Source organism: Streptomyces sp. WMMC940 (genome assembly GCF_027460265.1).
Classification (GTDB): domain Bacteria; phylum Actinomycetota; class Actinomycetes; order Streptomycetales; family Streptomycetaceae; genus Streptomyces.
Map to the genome: position 1 here is coordinate 4908450 of NZ_JAPZBC010000001.1, position 16328 is coordinate 4924777.

The following is a 16328-nucleotide window of genomic DNA, read 5'->3' on the forward strand; positions in this document are numbered from 1 at the left end:
TTGTTCGGCTTCCTTCAGCTTCCCCTCGGCCTTCCCTCGGCCTTCTCCCGGTCCTGCCTCGGCCTTCCTCCGGCCGTGACGAAGTCAGCTGTACCGCAACGCGAACCACAGCTCCATTCGTACGTCCGCGTCGTCCAGGTCCGCGCCCAGCAGCGAGCCGCACCGCGCGATGCGCTGGCGGACGGTGTTGCGGTGGACCCCGAGGGCCACCGCCGTACGGTCCCAACTGCCGTGGAGGGAGAGCCAGACCCGCAGTGTCTCGGTGAGTGCGGGGGAGCCGGCGACCGGCGCGAGCAGGGTGCGCGCGTGGACGGCCGCCTCGTCGGGCGCGACCAGCTCGCCGAGGCCCGCCTCGCGCTGGCGGGCGAGCGGGACGCGGTTGGCCTCCGCGCGGCGCAGGGCGCGGGCGGCCGCGGTGTCGGCGGTGCCCAGCTCCTCCGCCGTGGCCGGGGCGCTCACGCCCAGGGTCCAGCCCGGCTGCGCCTCGACGCGCCGGTCACCGGAGAGCAGGACCCGTACGGTCTCCCCGTCCGTGTCCACCAGTGTGCTGCCCAGAGCCGCGCCGAGGGCCGAGGCGGCGATCCGGTCCGGCTGCCCCGGCCGTGTCCCGTGCACCACCGTCCAGGGGCCGGGTCCGAGGTCCCGGGCGACCTCCGCGGGCGTGCCGCCGAGCAGCAGCCTCACCAGTGCGGTGGTCCGCCCGCTCGCGTCGGCTCCCCGGTGCGGCGCGGTGAGCAGGGACAGCAGGACGACGGCGACCCCGGCGACGGTGTGCCCGCCCGGTTCGCGCCCCTCGGCGGCGACTCCGAGGACCAGGCCCTCACCGCCGCCGAGCGCGTAGGCCGCGAGGTGCGTCTCGCCGACGGTGTCGGTCGCCGACGAGGGTGCCCGGCGCGCGGCGCCCGGCGTGCCGGGTTCCGTCCGGGCGGCGGCAGCCCGGACGGCCGGGGGAGTGGCCGCTTCCTCGGCGGGCTCCTGGTCCTCGGGTTCCGGGCTCACCACCCGCGCCAGCCGCCCCAGGGCCTCGCGTGCCTCCCGGGTCGGTGCCCGTCCGGCCACGTGCAGGGCCGAGCCGTCCGGCGCCAGCAGCACCGCCCAGCCGCCGAGGCGGGAGGCCAGCTGCTGCAGCACCGCCGGCACCGGGTCGGGGCGGGCCGCCGCGCCGGCGAGACCCTGCTGGGCCTCGCTCACCCGGCGCACCTCCCGGAGCCGGGCCTGCGCCATCAGGCCCCAGACGGCGCGGGCGATCGCGGTGAACGGGGTCTGCGGCGGCACCTCGAGCAGCGGTAGCCGGTGGCGCTCGCACGCCGCGACCAGCGCCTCCGGGACGGTGTCGTACACCGGAGCCACCCCGAAGCCGATCGCCGCGCCACCCGCCTCGACGACCCGCGCCGCGTACATCTCCGGGTCCTCCAGCAGGACCCCGGCCGTCAACAGCAGCTCACCGCCCAGGAGGTAGGGGTACGGGTCGGCCATCTCCGAGGTGTGCACCCACTGGATGCGGACGCTGTCCGCGCCATCCGGCTCGGGGGCGCCCGCGACGAGCCGTAGCCCGAGCTCCTCCCGGGCCAGCAGTGCGGCCAGTGGTACGGGCGGGGTCGGCGGGGCTGAAGGGGCGGCCTGGGGGGCGGTGGGGTCCGGCATGGTGGACGTTCCATCCCTGATCGTCTTCGAGAATGGAGGAAACGTACACTTCATCGTCGCTTTTCGGCCACCTATCGTCGAGTCGTCCAGCGGCCGCGGGTACGGGCGGATGTCCCCGCGGAGCAGCCGCTGCGTCTCCGTGCACTTCTGCACGACCTGCACTTCTGCACGACACGCCACCGAGGTGAGAGCGAAGGAGGGCCCCATGGCCGTCGACTACGCAGTGATCGTCGTCTATCTGGCCGGCATGCTGGCCATGGGCTGGTGGGGGATGCGCCGCGCCAGGTCCAAGAGCGAGTTCCTGGTGGCCGGCCGCCGACTCGGACCCTCGATGTACTCCGGCACCATGGCCGCGATCGTCCTCGGCGGCGCGTCCACCATCGGCGGCGTGGGCCTCGGTTACAAGTACGGCCTCTCCGGCGCCTGGATGGTCTTCACCATCGGCCTCGGGCTCCTGGCCCTGTCGATCTTCTTCTCCGCCCGTATCGCCCGGCTGAAGGTCTACACCGTCTCCGAGATGCTCGACCTGCGCTACGGCGGCCGGGCCGGACTCATCACCGGTGTGGTCATGTGGGCCTACACGCTGATGCTCGCGGTCACCTCGACCATCGCCTACGCCACGATCTTCGACGTCCTCTTCGACATGAACCGGACCGTCGCGATCGTCCTCGGCGGCTCGATCGTCGTCGCCTACTCCACGCTCGGCGGCATGTGGTCGATCACCCTCACCGACATGGTGCAGTTCGTCGTGAAGACGATCGGCGTGCTGCTCCTGCTGCTGCCCGTCGCCGTCGTCAAGGCCGGCGGCTTCGCCGAGATGAAGGCCCAGCTGCCCACCGAGTACTTCGCCCCGTTCGGCATCGGTGGCGAGACGATCTTCACCTACGTGCTCATCTACACGTTCGGCATGCTCATCGGCCAGGACATCTGGCAGCGCGTCTTCACCGCCCGCGACGACAAGGTCGCCCGCTGGGGCGGCACGGTCGCCGGCACGTACTGTCTCGCCTACGCCCTCGCCGGCGCCGTCATCGGCACCGCGGCCAAGGTGCTCTACCCGAACCTCGCCAACGCCGACGACGCCTTTGCCACGATCGTCAAGGACGAACTCCCGCTGGGCGTGCGCGGACTGGTCCTGGCCGCCGCCCTCGCCGCCGTGATGTCCACCTCCTCCGGCGCCCTGATCGCCTGCGCGACCGTCGCCAACAACGACATCTGGCGGCGTCTGCGAGGTGCCGTCACGCGGCGGGCGGACGGCGAACCGCACGACGAGGTCAAGGGCAACCGGATGTTCATCCTGGTGATGGGCGTCGCCGTGATCGGTATCGCCATCGCCCTCAACAACGTGGTCGAGGCCCTGACGGTCGCCTACAACCTGCTCGTCGGCGGACTGCTGGTGCCGATCCTCGGCGGACTGCTGTGGAAGCGCGGCACGGTCCACGGCGCCCTCTCCTCCGTCGTCGTCGGCGGACTGGCCGTCATCGCCCTGATGGGGAAGTTCGGCATCCTCGCCAACGAGCCCATCTACTACGGCCTGCTCGCCTCCCTCGTGACGTACGTCGTCGTCTCGCTGGCGACCAGGCCCACCGACGAGGCGGTCCTGGCCAACTGGCGCGAGCGCCTCGCGGGCCGCGACCCCGAGGCCGAGCAGCGGACCGCACCGGAGTCGGTCCCGGCCACCCCGTGAACCCGGTTACAGTCAAACGACTGCAAACCGACGGATAAGCAGAAAAGCGCAGGAAGAAGAGGCATGGTCATGAGCAGCAACGAGACGCCGCGCGGCCCCATCGACTCGTCCCGCATCCCGCGGTACGCCGGACCCGCGACGTTCGCCCGGCTGCCCCGGCTCGACGAGGTCGGCAGCACCGATGTCGCCGTCGTCGGCGTGCCCTTCGACGCCGGGGTGTCCTACCGACCCGGCGCGCGCTTCGGCGGCAACGCGATCCGCGAGGCGTCGAGGCTCCTGCGGCCGTACAACCCGGCCCAGGACGCCTCGCCCTTCGCGCTCGCCCAGGTGGCGGACGCGGGCGACATCGCCGCCAACCCGTTCAACATCAACGAGGCCGTCGAGACCATCGAGGCCGCCGCCGACGACCTCCTCGGCACCGGCGCCCGCATGATGACCCTCGGCGGCGACCACACCATCGCGCTGCCGCTGCTGCGCTCGGTCGCCAAGAAGCACGGCCCCGTGGCGCTGCTGCACTTCGACGCCCACCTGGACACCTGGGACACCTACTTCGGCGCCGAATACACCCACGGCACCCCGTTCCGCCGCGCCGTCGAGGAGGGCATCCTCGACACCGAGGCCCTCTCCCACGTCGGCATCCGCGGCCCGCTCTACGGCAAGCAGGACCTGACCGACGACGAGAAGATGGGCTTCGGCATCGTCACCTCCTCCGACGTCTACCGCCGCGGCGCCGACGAGGTCGCCGACCAGCTGCGCCAGCGCATCGGCGACCGCCCCCTCTACATCTCCATCGACATCGACTGCCTCGACCCGGCGCACGCCCCCGGCACCGGCACCCCCGAGGCCGGCGGCATGACCTCCCGCGAACTGCTGGAGATCCTGCGCGGGCTCGCCTCCTGCAACCTGGTCTCCGCCGACGTCGTCGAGGTCGCCCCGGCCTACGACCATGCCGAGATCACCTCGGTCGCCGCCTCCCACACCGCGTACGAGCTCACCACGATCATGACCCGCCAGATCGCCGCGTCGAGGAACGACAAGTGACCCACGACCACGACCTCGTGCTGCGCCCCACGGCGCGGCAGGTCGCCGCCGCGCTCAACCCGCCGGCCGGCCGCAACGGCGGGGACCTCGTCGTCGAGGCCCTGGCCGGGCTGGGCGCCACCACGGTCTTCGGACTGCCCGGCCAGCACGCCCTCGGCATGTTCGACGCGCTGCGCCGCTCCGACCTGGAGTACGTCGGACTGCGTGTGGAGAACAACGCGGGCTTCGCCGCCGACGCCCACGGCCGGATCACCGGGCAGGCCACCCCGCTGCTGCTCTCCACCGGACCCGGCGCGCTCACCTCGCTGGCCGCCCTCCAGGAGGCCGCCGCGGCCAGCGCACCCGTCCTCGCGATCTCCAGCCAGGTGCCGAGCCCGGGCATCGGCGGCGGCCGGCACGGCTATCTGCACGAACTGCGCGACCAGAAGGCGTCCTTCCGGGATGTCGTGAAGTCCGTGCACACGGTGCGTACCGCCTCCCAGATCCCCTCGGCGATCGCCGCCGCCTGGGAGTCCGCGCTGACCGCCCCGCACGGGCCGGTCTGGGTGGAGATCCCCCAGGACGTGCTGCTCGCCGGGACGACCCTGCCGGTCGTCACGTCCCTGGACGCCACCCCGCACGACCTCGTGCCCCGCCCGGAACTCACCGCCGTCGCCGCGCACCTGCTCCAGAACGCCGAACGCCCCGCGATCATCGCGGGCGGCGGTGTCGTACGCTCCGACGCCTCAGGCAAGCTGCTCGCGCTCGCCGAGAAGCTGGACGCGCCCGTCGTGACCACCTTCGGCGGCAAGGGGGCCTTCCCCTGGGAGCACCCGCTGTCGATGCAGTCCTGGCTGGAGGACCGGCATACCACCGACCTCCTGGAGGACGCCGACGTCCTGCTCGTCGTCGGCTCCGGCCTCGGTGAACTCTCCTCGAACTACCACACGTTCGCGCCGCGCGGCCGGGTGGTCCAGATCGAGGCCGACCTCGGCAAGCTGGAGTCCAACCACCCCGGGCTCGGGATCCACGCCGACGCCCGGATCGCGCTCACCGCGCTGCTGGAGACGGTGGAGGAACGCCGTGACCCGTCGGCCGCCGAGCGGGTCTCCGCGCTGCTGGCGAAGGTCCGGGAGCGGATCGCCGGCCAGGAGCTGACCCTGGAGCAGGAGGTGCTCGCCGCGGTCCGCGAGGCCCTGCCGGACGACTCCCCGAGCTTCTGGGACATGACGATCCTGGCCTACTGGGCCTGGTCCGCCTTCGACGCCCGCCGGCCGAACACCATGCACTCGGCGCAGGGGGCCGGCGGCCTCGGGTACGGCTTCCCGGCCGCCCTCGGCGCGGCCGCCGCGGACCGCACCAGGCCGGTGCTCGCGGTCTCCGGCGACGGCGGCGCGATGTACTCGATCGCGGAGCTTGCCTCGGCGAAGCAGTACGAGCTGCCGGTGACCTGGCTGATCGTCGACGACGGCGGCTACGGCATCCTGCGCGAGTACATGACGGACGCCTTCGGCGAGGCCACCGCGACCGAACTGTCCCGCCCGGACTTCGTGGCGCTCGCCGAGTCCTTCGGCGTACCGGCCGTGCGCACCACCACGCAGTCGCTCCGCGAGGACCTCGCCAAGGCCCTCGCGCAGCCCGGCCCCTCGGTGGTCGTGCTGCCCGCGGTGCTCAGGATGTTCGCGCCGACGCATCTGTAGGAGGGCGCTCCGGGCGCTCCTCGTGGGCGGGCACGGGACGACGCGGCGCGCGTCCGCTCGCACTCGAGGGCGCGGCGGCGCACCCGGTCCACCCCAGGGGTGGACTCGCGCCCCCTTCAGCGTCTCTTCCGTCGCCTTCCCGTGCTCGAGGTCCCTCCGTCGGTCCGTTTCCCCGGCCGCAGCCGCCGTCTCCCGTACAACCTTTCGGAGGCTGCGGAGTCATGTGAGTCGTGAAGAGACACTCCGTACCCCGCCGCCGCAGAAGTGGGGCCCTCTGCGCGGCAGCCGCTCTCGGTGTCCTCGTGCCGGTGACCGTCGGCGCCACCCAGAGCACGGCGGGCGCGGCCACCCCCGCCGTGGCCTGCACCTCGCAGAAGGCCGGACTCGCGGCGAAGCTCGTCAAGGACATCACCGCCGCCCTCGAGGGACGTGCGTCCACGACCGCGGTGCTCGTCAACGACCGGGTCACCAGGACCAGTTGCGTGCTCCGCCCCGACCAGAGGTTCGACTCCGCAAGCGTCGTCAAGACGACCGTCCTCGCGACCCTGCTCTGGGACGCGCAGAAGACAGGCCGGCAGCTCACCGCCACGGAGAAGTCACGCGCCACGGCGATGATCACCAAGTCGGACAACGACGCCACCAGCGCCCTGTGGCGCCAGCTCGGCCTGACCAAGATCAAGGGCTTCCTCGCCGCCTCCGGCATGACCAAGACCGTGCCCGGCGCCAACGGCTACTGGGGGCTCACCCAGATCACCGCCCGTGACCAACAGAGACTGCTCGCGATCCTGACGGCCAGGAACACCGTCCTCACCGACGTCTCGCGCGGTTACGCGCTGCAGCTGATGCACGCCGTCGTGCCGGACCAGCGCTGGGGCACACCCGCCGGCGCCCCCTCCACGGCGAAGATCCACGTCAAGAACGGCTGGCTCCCGCGGGCCACGCAGGGCTGGCGCGTCCACTCGATCGGGGCCTTCACCGGCTCGGCGCACAACTACCAGCTCACCGTGCTGACCCACGACAACAAGACCATGAACGACGGCATCGCCACCATCCAGGCCGTCGCGCGCGCCGTCCACAGGGATCTCAACCCGACGGCTCCGGCACGGCTCGGCTATGTGCCGACGGACACCCCGCAGGAGTCGGTACCGGCTGTCCCGGGACGCGCGGCCCAGGACGCGGTGTCCGCGAACCCGGCGCTCCGGTAGCGGGACGGGCCCCCTCCACGCGGGAGAACGGGCCCGCGCCCGCACCCACGCGGGCGCGGACGCCCGTCGAGCCGCGTGCTCATGAACCCGTGGCCCATGAGCACGCGCGCCGGGAACGGTCCCTGGTCCTAGGACCAGGGACCGTTCTTTCACCGGGCCGCGTCGCGGCGGGATGAAATCGGGCCCGGCCCGCGTTGGTGCCTTCCGGCAGATCAGGACGACGGGGAGGCAGCTGGTGACGGCGGCGGCAGAGCGATCGTGGGCACGGAGACTGACCGGTTACGCATGGCGCTACCGGCGGAACGTCGTGCTGGCGCTGGGCTCGTCACTGGCCGGCATGGCGGTGATGGCCATCGTCCCGCTGATCACCAAGGTCGTGATCGACGACGTCATCGGGGACCACTCACGTTCACTGGGCGTCTGGACCGGACTGCTGATCGCCGCGGCGCTGGTGGTCTACGCCCTCACCTACGTCCGCCGCTACTACGGCGGCAGGCTCGCCCTCGACGTCCAGCACGACCTGCGCACCGACATGTTCCGGACGATCAGCCGGCTCGACGGACGCCGCCAGGACGAGCTGTCCACCGGCCAGGTCGTCGGCCGTGCCACCAGCGACCTCCAGCTCATCCAGGGCCTGCTCTTCATGCTCCCGATGACCATCGGGAACTTCGTGCTCTTCTTCGTCTCCCTCGGCGTCATGGCATGGCTGTCGCCGCCTCTCACCCTGGTCGCGCTGGCCGTCGCCCCGGCTCTCTGGTTCATCGCCAGACGCAGTCGGCTCAAGCTCCACCCCGCCACCTGGTACGCGCAGCAGCAGGCCGCCGCGGTCGCCGGGGTCGTCGACGGTGCTGTCTCCGGGGTCCGGGTCGTCAAGGGTTTCGGCCAGGAGGACCAGGAGACCGGCAAGCTCAGGGACGTCAGCCGCAGGCTCTTCGCCGGCAGGCTGCGCACGGTCAGGCTGAACGCCGTCTACACCCCGGCCCTGCAGGCCGTGCCCGCACTCGGGCAGGTGGCGATGCTGGCGGTCGGCGGCTGGCTGGCCACGCGCGGGCAGATCACCCTCGGGACCTTCGTCGCCTTCTCCACCTACCTCGCGCAGCTCGTCGGACCCGTGCGGATGCTCGCCATGGTCCTGACCGTGGGCCAGCAGGCGCGGGCCGGAGTCGAGCGCGTCCTGGAGCTGATCGACACCGAGCCGGCGATCAAGGACGGCACCAAGGAACTCCCGCCCGACGCCCCGGCGACCGTCGAGTTCGACGACGTCGGCTTCTCCTACGGGGAAGGGGAGGGCGCCCGGCCCGTCCTCGACGGCTTCTCCCTGGAGATCCGGTCCGGCGAGACCGTCGCCGTCGTCGGTTCCTCGGGCAGCGGCAAGTCCACGGTCTCTCTGCTGCTGCCGCGCTTCTACGACGTCACGCACGGCGCGGTCCTCGTCGGCGGCCACGACGTCCGCGAGCTCACCCTGGAGTCGCTGCGGGCCGCCGTCGGACTCGTACCGGAGGACAGCTTCCTCTTCTCCGACACCGTCCGTTCCAATATCGCCTTCGGAAGGCCGGACGCGACGGACGAGGAGATCGCCCAGGCCGCGCGGACGGCCCAGGCGGACCGTTTCATCGGCGAGCTGCCGCACGGCTACGACACCAAGGTCGGCGAGCAGGGTCTGACCCTCTCCGGCGGCCAGCGTCAGCGGATCGCCCTCGCCCGCGCGATCCTCACCGACCCCCGGCTGCTGCTGCTCGACGACGCCACCTCCGCCGTGGACGCCCGGGTCGAGCACGAGATCCACGAGGCGCTGCGCGGGGTGATGGCCGGGCGCACCACCCTGCTGATCGCCCACCGCAGGTCCACCCTCGGCCTCGCCGACCGCATCGCCGTCCTCGACGGAGGCCGGCTCGCCGACATCGGAACCCACGAGGAGCTGCAGGAACGATCCGCGCTGTACCGGCGGCTGCTCACCGACCCCGACGAGCTGGGCGGGGTCTCCCCGGGCCACACCCCGCCCGTCGAGATCCCGGAGGACCGCACCCTCCGCGCCGAGATGGACGCCGAGTTCGACGCCGAGCGCGGCATCACGCCCCCGCTCTGGGTGCGCAAGGAAGAGGAGGAAGAGGACCAGGCGGCCGGCGCGACGCCCGAACTCCTCGCCCAGGTCGCGGCGCTGCCTGCCGCCGACGACATCCCGCAGGTCGACGAAGTCCGGGCGGTGACCCCCGAGGACAGCTACGACCTGCGCAGACTGCTGCGCGGCTTCGGACTGCCGCTGCTCTTCAGCCTGCTGCTGGTGGCGCTCGAGGCGGGCATGGGCCTGCTGCTGCCGGTGCTGATCCGGCACGGCATCGACGACGGTGTCGAGCAGGCCGTGATGACCGCGGTCTGGGTCGCCTCCGCCCTGGCCCTGCTGACGGTGCTCGTGCAGTGGGTCGGCCAGATCGGCGCCACACGGATGACGGGACGTACGGGCGAGCGCATCCTCTACGCCCTGCGACTCAAGATCTTCGCCCAGCTCCAGCGGCTCGGCCTCGACTACTACGAGCGCGAGCTCACCGGCCGCATCATGACCCGCATGACCACGGACGTGGACGCGCTCTCGACGTTCCTGCAGACCGGTCTGGTCACCGCGTTCGTCTCCGTCGTCACCTTCTTCGGCATCATGGTCGCCCTGGTCGCGCTCGACCTCCAGCTGGCCCTGGTGGTCTTTGCGACGCTGCCCGTCCTCGTCGTCGGCACGTACTTCTTCCGCCGGCAGTCGGTGAAGGCGTACGAGCTGGCGCGGGAGCGGATCAGCGTCGTCAACGCCGACCTCCAGGAATCGGTGAGCGGACTGCGCATCCTGCAGGCGTTCCGGCGCGAGCGGTCCGGCAACCGGCGGTTCGCCGAGCGCAGCGAGAGCTACCGCGAGGCGCGGGTGCGCGGGCAGTGGCTGATCTCCGTGTACTTCCCCTTCGTGCAGTTGCTGTCCTCCGTCGCCGTGGCGGCCGTGCTGATCGTGGGTGCGGGCCGGATCGAGGCGGGCACGCTCACCACGGGAGCTCTGGTCGCCTATCTGCTCTACATCGACCTCTTCTTCGCCCCGGTGCAGCAGCTGTCCCAGGTCTTCGACGGCTACCAGCAGGCCACCGTGTCGCTCGGCCGGATCCAGGAGCTGCTGCGGGAGCCGACGTCGACGAAGCAGCCCCGCGAGCCCCTGGACGTGCCGTCGCTCCGCGGTGACATCGCCTTCGAGGACGTTTCCTTCGCGTACGCCGGCGACAGCGACGCCGGCGCCGGGGGCGGGGGCGGGGGCGGGGGCGCGGAGGCGGCGCTCAGCGGCGTCGACCTGCGGATCCCGGCCGGTCAGACGGTCGCCTTCGTCGGCGAGACGGGCGCGGGCAAGTCGACGCTGGTGAAGCTGGTGGCGCGGTTCTACGACCCGACGAGCGGACGCGTCACCGTCGACGGCACCGATCTGCGGGACCTGGACCTCACCTCCTACCGGCACCGGCTCGGCGTCGTGCCCCAGGAGGCGTACCTCTTCTCCGGCACGGTCCGTGACGCAATCGCCTACGGGAGGCCGGGGGCGAGCGACGCGGAGGTGGAGGCCGCGGCCCGTGCCGTGGGTGCCCACGACATGATCGCCACCCTGGAGGGCGGCTACCTCCACGAGGTCGCCGAGCGCGGCCGCAATCTCTCCGCCGGCCAGCGCCAGCTCATCGCCCTGGCCCGGGCCGAACTGGTCGATCCGGACGTGCTGCTGCTCGACGAGGCGACGGCGGCGCTCGACCTGGCGACCGAGGCGCAGGTCAACCAGGCCACCGACCGGCTCACCGGCCGCCGCACCACGCTGGTCGTCGCACACCGTCTCACCACCGCCGCCCGCGCGGACCGGGTGGTCGTCATGGCGCACGGCCGGGTGGTCGAGGACGGCACGCACGACCGACTGCTCGCGCGGGGAGGGCGCTACGCCGAGCTGTGGCGGACCTTCATCGGCGAGGAGGAGCCCGCACCGGCCCGGTCCTGAGCGGACGCGGGGGCCGGCGTCGATCGGTCTGGGGGGCTTTGGGTGGGTGCGTGCCCGGATCCGGCCCGCCCGAGCGACGGTTCCCGCCCTTCCGGGGTCCGGACGGCAACCGTCCGGACCCCTGCTGCGTCGTACGTCAGTACGGCTTGGTGCGGGAGGGGAGAAAGCGTGTTCGGGAAGCTGTTGAGGCATGTACTCGCCGTGCTCACGGTCGTCGGTGCCCTCGCCTTGCCCGGACCGGGGGTCCAGCGGGCGGAGGCCGCATCCGTCTGCTCCGGCCGTCCCGTGAAGGCGGTCGGGTTCACCACGGGAGAACTGCGCATCTTCAAGAAACGGAATCTGGTCTGCGCCCTCACCGTCGCCAAACGGCCCGGCGCCGCGCGGGCGATGTCGGTGTCCCTCCAGCCGCGCGGCGGGCGCGCCGTCGTGGACAAGGGGCGGTTCACCCGGCAGGCGGGGCCCGTCACCGTGCACGCCCTCAACCGCTGCGTCCGGGTGTCCGGTGCGGTCGCCGGAAAGCGCGCCTCGACCGGCTGGATCCTGTGCTGAGGGTGCGGTTCCGCACTCTCGTTCAACTCGCCCTGGCCATAAGCGCATTGCCCCGCTAGGTTCGCCGCGACCGCTGTGAACCAAGGGGAGTGCGTGCATGCGGAAAACACTGAGATGGCTGCTGTCGCTCGTGGTACTCATGGGTGGCGCGGGGACGACGGCGAGCGCGGCCACCGCCGCCGAACCCGCCATCGGCTCACCCACCGCGTCCAAGGGCGTCACGCCCCAGGACATCAAGGGCCGGATCCTCGCGATTCCCGGGATGAGCCTGATCGAGGAGAAGCCGTACCCCGGCTACCGCTACTTCGTCCTCGACTACACCCAGCCGGTCGACCACCGGCGCCCGTCCAAGGGCACGTTCAAGCAGCGCATCACCGTGCTGCACAAGGACACGACCCGGCCGACCGTCTTCCACACCAGCGGCTACCACGTCGGTACGACCCCGCGCCGGCGTGAGCCCACCCAGATCGTCGACGGCAACCAGGTCGACCTGGAGTACCGGTTCTTCAGCCCGTCGCGGCCCGACCCGGCCGACTGGTCCAAGCTCGACATCTGGCAGGCCGCCAGCGACCAGCACCGTGTCTTCACCGCGCTGAAGAAGATCTACGGCAAGAAGTGGATCGCCACGGGCGGCTCGAAGGGCGGCATGACCGCCACGTACTACGAGCGCTTCTACCCGCGGGACATGGACGGTGTCGTCGCCTACGTCGCACCGAACGACGTGAACAACAACGAGGACTCCGCCTACGACCGGTTCTTCGAGAAGGTCGGCACCGCCGAGTGCCGCGACAAGCTGAACGCGGTGCAGCGCGAGGCACTCGTCCGCCGTGACTCACTGGAGGCGCTGTACGTCAAGTACGCGGCCGACAACGGTCACACCTTCAAGACGATCGGCTCGCTCGACAAGGCATTCGAGGCCGTCGTCCTCGACTACGCCTGGGCCTTCTGGCAGTACAGCCTGGTGAGCGACTGCGCGTCGGTCCCCGTCGCGGCGACCGCCTCGGACCAGGAGATCTGGGACAGCGTCGACGCCATCTCCGGCTTCTCCTTCTACACCGACCAGGGCCTGGAGCCGTACACGCCGTACTACCACCAGGCGGGCACCGAACTCGGCGCGCCGGCCATCGAACTGCGCCACCTCAAGGGCCTGAGCCGCTACGGCTACCAGGCACCGCGCAACTTCGTGCCGCGGGAGATCCCCATGCGCTTCAAGCCGTGGGTGATGGACGACGTGGACAGGTGGGTCCGTCACCACGCGCGGCAGATGCTGTTCGTCTACGGCGAGAACGACCCCTGGGGTGCCGAACCGTTTCGACTGGGCAAGGGCGCGCGTGACAGCCATGTCTTCACCGCTCCCGGTGCCAACCACGGTGCCAACGTCGCCGGTCTGAAGGCGGACCAGCGGGCGAAGGCCACCGCCCGGATCCTGGAGTGGGCGGGCGTCGCCCCGGCCGCCGTCCAGGAGGACCCGGCCAAGGCGAAGAGGCTGACGAAGCCGGACACGAAGCTCGACAAGCAGGACATCGAGCGGGAGCCGATGCTGCGTCCGTGACCGTGACCGTGACCGTGACGGATGCCGGTTGTGGGAACGGTCGGCCATCGGATATCGGTGGTTGCTGATCGGTGACCGTGGCCGGGAACCTGGCGACTGGCGAACTGGTGATGTCGGCTGGTGGCGGTGGCCGCTCTGGCGAACGGCGAACGGCGAACGGCGAACGGCGAACGGCGGGCTGTGTCCCGTCGCGGACGACCCGCGATGCGCGGTGTCAGAGGCGGCGGGCACAGCCCACCGGTTTGCGGCCGGCGGGCAGTTCCACGAACAGATCCGTCGACGGCGGGCACTGGGAACGTCCGTCCACGGCCGACGCCACCCTGAACTCGGGCCGGTGCTCACCGGATCCGTCGCAGGCGGTCTCCTTCACCTGGCCCTGGCGCGAGGTGTGGAGGCAGTCGCCGACGACCGTGTGCGGTCCGCCCCCGCCCCCGGGATCGCCGGGATGCGGCGGCTCCAGATTGCGCATGCAGGCGTAACCCCGCGGCACCGAACCGTCGCCGTCCTCGTCGAGCGCCGGCCGGTGCTCCGAGATGTGCAGCACGAAGTCGGTCGTGTCCGGGCAGTCCGGTGTGTCCGTCCGCCGTCCGTCGTGACGGGCGATCACGCGCGCCGCCGCCTTCTCGCTGGTGCAGGGCACTTCACGGACATCCGCGCGGCCCGGGCCGCTGCAGCTCCCGGGCCCGAGGTACAGCGGTCCGTGTGCGGACGGCGCCGAGCTCTCGCGCGGCGTCTGTGGGCCATCGCCCCCGGCGCCTGCCGGTCCAGGTCGGCAGCAGACGAGCACCGCGCAGACCACCCCCACCCAAAGACGCCGTACGTGCATGGATCCCCCTGCTTGCCCGCTCCAGCGTGGCCCGCCGGTGCGGGCGCACGCCAGGGGAGCAGGGGGGCTTTTCACAGCGTGGGGGGTGTGCGCCGGTAGCGCGGCCTACGCCGCGCTACTCCCGATATCTCAGGCCGTGTCCGACCGGGTACAGCACCTGCGTCGGGTCGTCGGCTCGCTGCACCGGTACGGGAAGGCGGCCTTCGGGCTCGGCCCGGCCCGCGATCACCCTTACCGCCGCCCGTAGTTCGACGTCGGTCCAGCTGTAGGTCGCGAGCGAGGCCGCGAAGCCGGTGCCCGTCAACTGCGCGATGTCGTACGGGTTCCGGATGGCGACCGTGACCACCGGGACACCCGTGGCCACCAACCGGGAGACGAGGGTCCGTTGCGGACTGGTCGCCGAGACGTTGTACGTACCGACGACCACGACGTCCTTCCCGGCCGCCGCGGCCACCGCTTCCTCGATCCTCGCGGCCGTGGGGGTGATGCCGGTGGACAGCGCCGTCGCGGTGAAGCCCAGTTCGGTGAAGCCCTTTGTGAGCGTGGCGGTCGGGGGCCCGGTCGTCCCGGACGGGGAGGCCGGATCCGCGCCGACCACGAGCACATCGCGGTGTCTGCGGCGGGACAGCGGCAGCAGACCTGCCGGATCGGCGAGCAGTGTGGTGGTGCCCTGGGCGATCCGGTCGGCGGCGGCCAGATGGGATCGCTTGCCCACGGTGCGGTCCACGCCCTGGCGGGTGACGAACGGCTGCCGGAAGAGGCCCAGTTCGTCCTTCAGCAGCAGAATGCGCAGGATCGATTCCTCGATGCGCTGCTCGGTCAGCTCACCGCTCCGCACGGCCTCCAGGACGGCGTTCCAGGCGACGCCCAGGTCCGGCGGGTTGAGCAACTGGTCGCAGCCGGCCTTCAGGGCGAGCACCGGAACCCGGTCGTCGCCGTACTTCTGCCGTACGCCCGCCATGTCGAGCGCGTCGGTGACGACGACCCCGTCATACCCGAGTTCCTCGCGCAGTATCCCCGTGAGGATGGGGCGGGACAGCGTCGCCGGGTCCTCGCTCGGGTCGAGCGCCGGGACGACGATGTGCGCCGTCATGATCGAGCGGATGCCCGCGGCGATCGCCGCCCGGAACGGCGGAGCGTCCAGCTCGCTCCACTCCTCGCGGGTGTGGTGGATCGTCGGCAGCGAGTAGTGGCTGTCGGACACGGTGTCCCCGTGCCCCGGGAAGTGCTTGGACGTCGCGGCGATGCCCGCGCCCTGGTAGCCCCGCACCTGTGAGGCGACCAGCCCCGACACGGCCCGGGGGTCGGAGCCGAACGACCGCACGCCGATGACCGGGTTGGCCGGATTGACGTTGACGTCGGCGACCGGCGCGTAGTTTTGCCGGATGCCCATCGCGGCGAGTTCGGTGCCGGCGATCCGGGCGGCCTTCCGGGCGTCGGAACGGGAACCGCCCGCCCCCAGTGCCATCGCGCCCGGCACGAGCGTGGCGGGCTTGCCGACCCGGGCGACGATGCCGTGCTCCTGGTCCGTGGAGATCAGCAGCGGAACGGGGGTGGGCTGGGCGAGTCCCGCCCGCTGGATGCCGTTGGACAGCTCGGCGATCTGCTGCGGGTCACGGGTGTTGTGGGCCCAGACGAAGTAGATGATGCCGCCGACGTGGTAGCGCTCGATCAGTTCGGCGGCCGAACGGACCCCGATCTCCCTGAGGTTGGCGTCGATGTCGACCTGGTCGGGTGCGTTGGCGGAGTGCCCGTACACCCGCATCACGAAGAGCTGTCCGACCTTCTCCTCAAGGCTCATCCGGGAGATGAGCCGCTGGAGACGGGCGCGAGTGGGGCCGCGGTCGGCTGAGCCCGCGTGTGCGGGGCCGGAGGCGAGGGCTGCGGCCGCGGCACCTACGGCGGTGGCGGCGAGAACGGAACGTCTGGACGGCGCGGTCCGGTCGGGCACTGGTGCTCCTTCCCTGAAGGAAACTTCCAAGGGTCACGGATATCCGGAAAGTAACTGCCAGTCAAGGGAATCGGCCGGACGGGCGCACGGCCGCGGCGGCAGCCGAGTCGCGACGGTTCAGCGAGGCGTGGAGGAGGGAGCGCGCGGATCAGCGGGCGTGGACAAGCGGGCGCGTGGACAAGAGGGACCGCCACCGGAGC

10 protein-coding genes are annotated in these 16328 nt (G+C 71.7%); 7 read left to right on the forward strand and 3 right to left on the reverse strand.

Features of this window, described 5'->3' with window-relative positions:
• Positions 1-84 precede the first annotated feature (84 nt).
• The gene (locus O7595_RS21650) at positions 85-1644 is read right to left on the reverse strand and encodes a PucR family transcriptional regulator (protein WP_269730302.1); all 1560 of its coding nucleotides are present in this window, start codon (positions 1642-1644) and stop codon (positions 85-87) included.
• Between the two features lie 205 nt (positions 1645-1849).
• On the opposite strand from O7595_RS21650, the gene O7595_RS21655 reads away from it, so the two are divergent.
• From O7595_RS21655 to O7595_RS21685, 7 genes are all read left to right on the forward strand, one after another.
• The gene (locus O7595_RS21655; protein WP_269730303.1) at positions 1850-3328 is read left to right on the forward strand and encodes a sodium:solute symporter; all 1479 of its coding nucleotides are present in this window, start codon (positions 1850-1852) and stop codon (positions 3326-3328) included.
• A 69-nt stretch (positions 3329-3397) separates the two neighbouring features.
• The gene (gene speB, locus O7595_RS21660; RefSeq protein WP_269730304.1) at positions 3398-4369 is read left to right on the forward strand and encodes an agmatinase; all 972 of its coding nucleotides are present in this window, start codon (positions 3398-3400) and stop codon (positions 4367-4369) included.
• The gene (locus O7595_RS21665) at positions 4366-6048 is read left to right on the forward strand and encodes a thiamine pyrophosphate-binding protein (RefSeq protein WP_269730305.1); all 1683 of its coding nucleotides are present in this window, start codon (positions 4366-4368) and stop codon (positions 6046-6048) included. The genes speB and O7595_RS21665 overlap by 4 nt, the downstream gene beginning before the upstream one ends.
• Before the next feature lie 230 nt (positions 6049-6278).
• Positions 6279-7253 (forward strand): serine hydrolase, encoded by a 975-nt coding sequence (locus tag O7595_RS21670; protein WP_443071687.1) that lies wholly within the window; start codon positions 6279-6281, stop codon positions 7251-7253.
• A gap of 172 nt (positions 7254-7425) precedes the next feature.
• On the forward strand, positions 7426-11250 hold the full coding sequence (locus O7595_RS21675) for an ABC transporter ATP-binding protein (protein ID WP_443071688.1): 3825 nt from the start codon (positions 7426-7428) through the stop codon (positions 11248-11250).
• 168 nt (positions 11251-11418) lie between these two features.
• A complete protein-coding gene (locus O7595_RS21680; RefSeq protein WP_269730307.1) occupies positions 11419-11799 on the forward strand; it encodes a hypothetical protein in 381 nt (126 codons plus the stop codon).
• Between the two features lie 97 nt (positions 11800-11896).
• Complete coding sequence (locus tag O7595_RS21685; protein WP_269730308.1) at positions 11897-13351, forward strand: S28 family serine protease; 1455 nt, start codon at positions 11897-11899, stop codon at positions 13349-13351.
• 214 nt (positions 13352-13565) lie between these two features.
• Here the strand turns inward: O7595_RS21685 and O7595_RS21690 are convergent, their stop codons facing one another.
• Both O7595_RS21690 and O7595_RS21695 read right to left on the reverse strand, forming a co-directional pair.
• Complete coding sequence (locus O7595_RS21690) at positions 13566-14177, reverse strand: LppU/SCO3897 family protein (protein WP_269730309.1); 612 nt, start codon at positions 14175-14177, stop codon at positions 13566-13568.
• 115 nt (positions 14178-14292) lie between these two features.
• A complete protein-coding gene (locus tag O7595_RS21695) occupies positions 14293-16128 on the reverse strand; it encodes a glycoside hydrolase family 3 protein (protein WP_269730310.1) in 1836 nt (611 codons plus the stop codon).
• Positions 16129-16328: the final 200 nt, after the last annotated feature.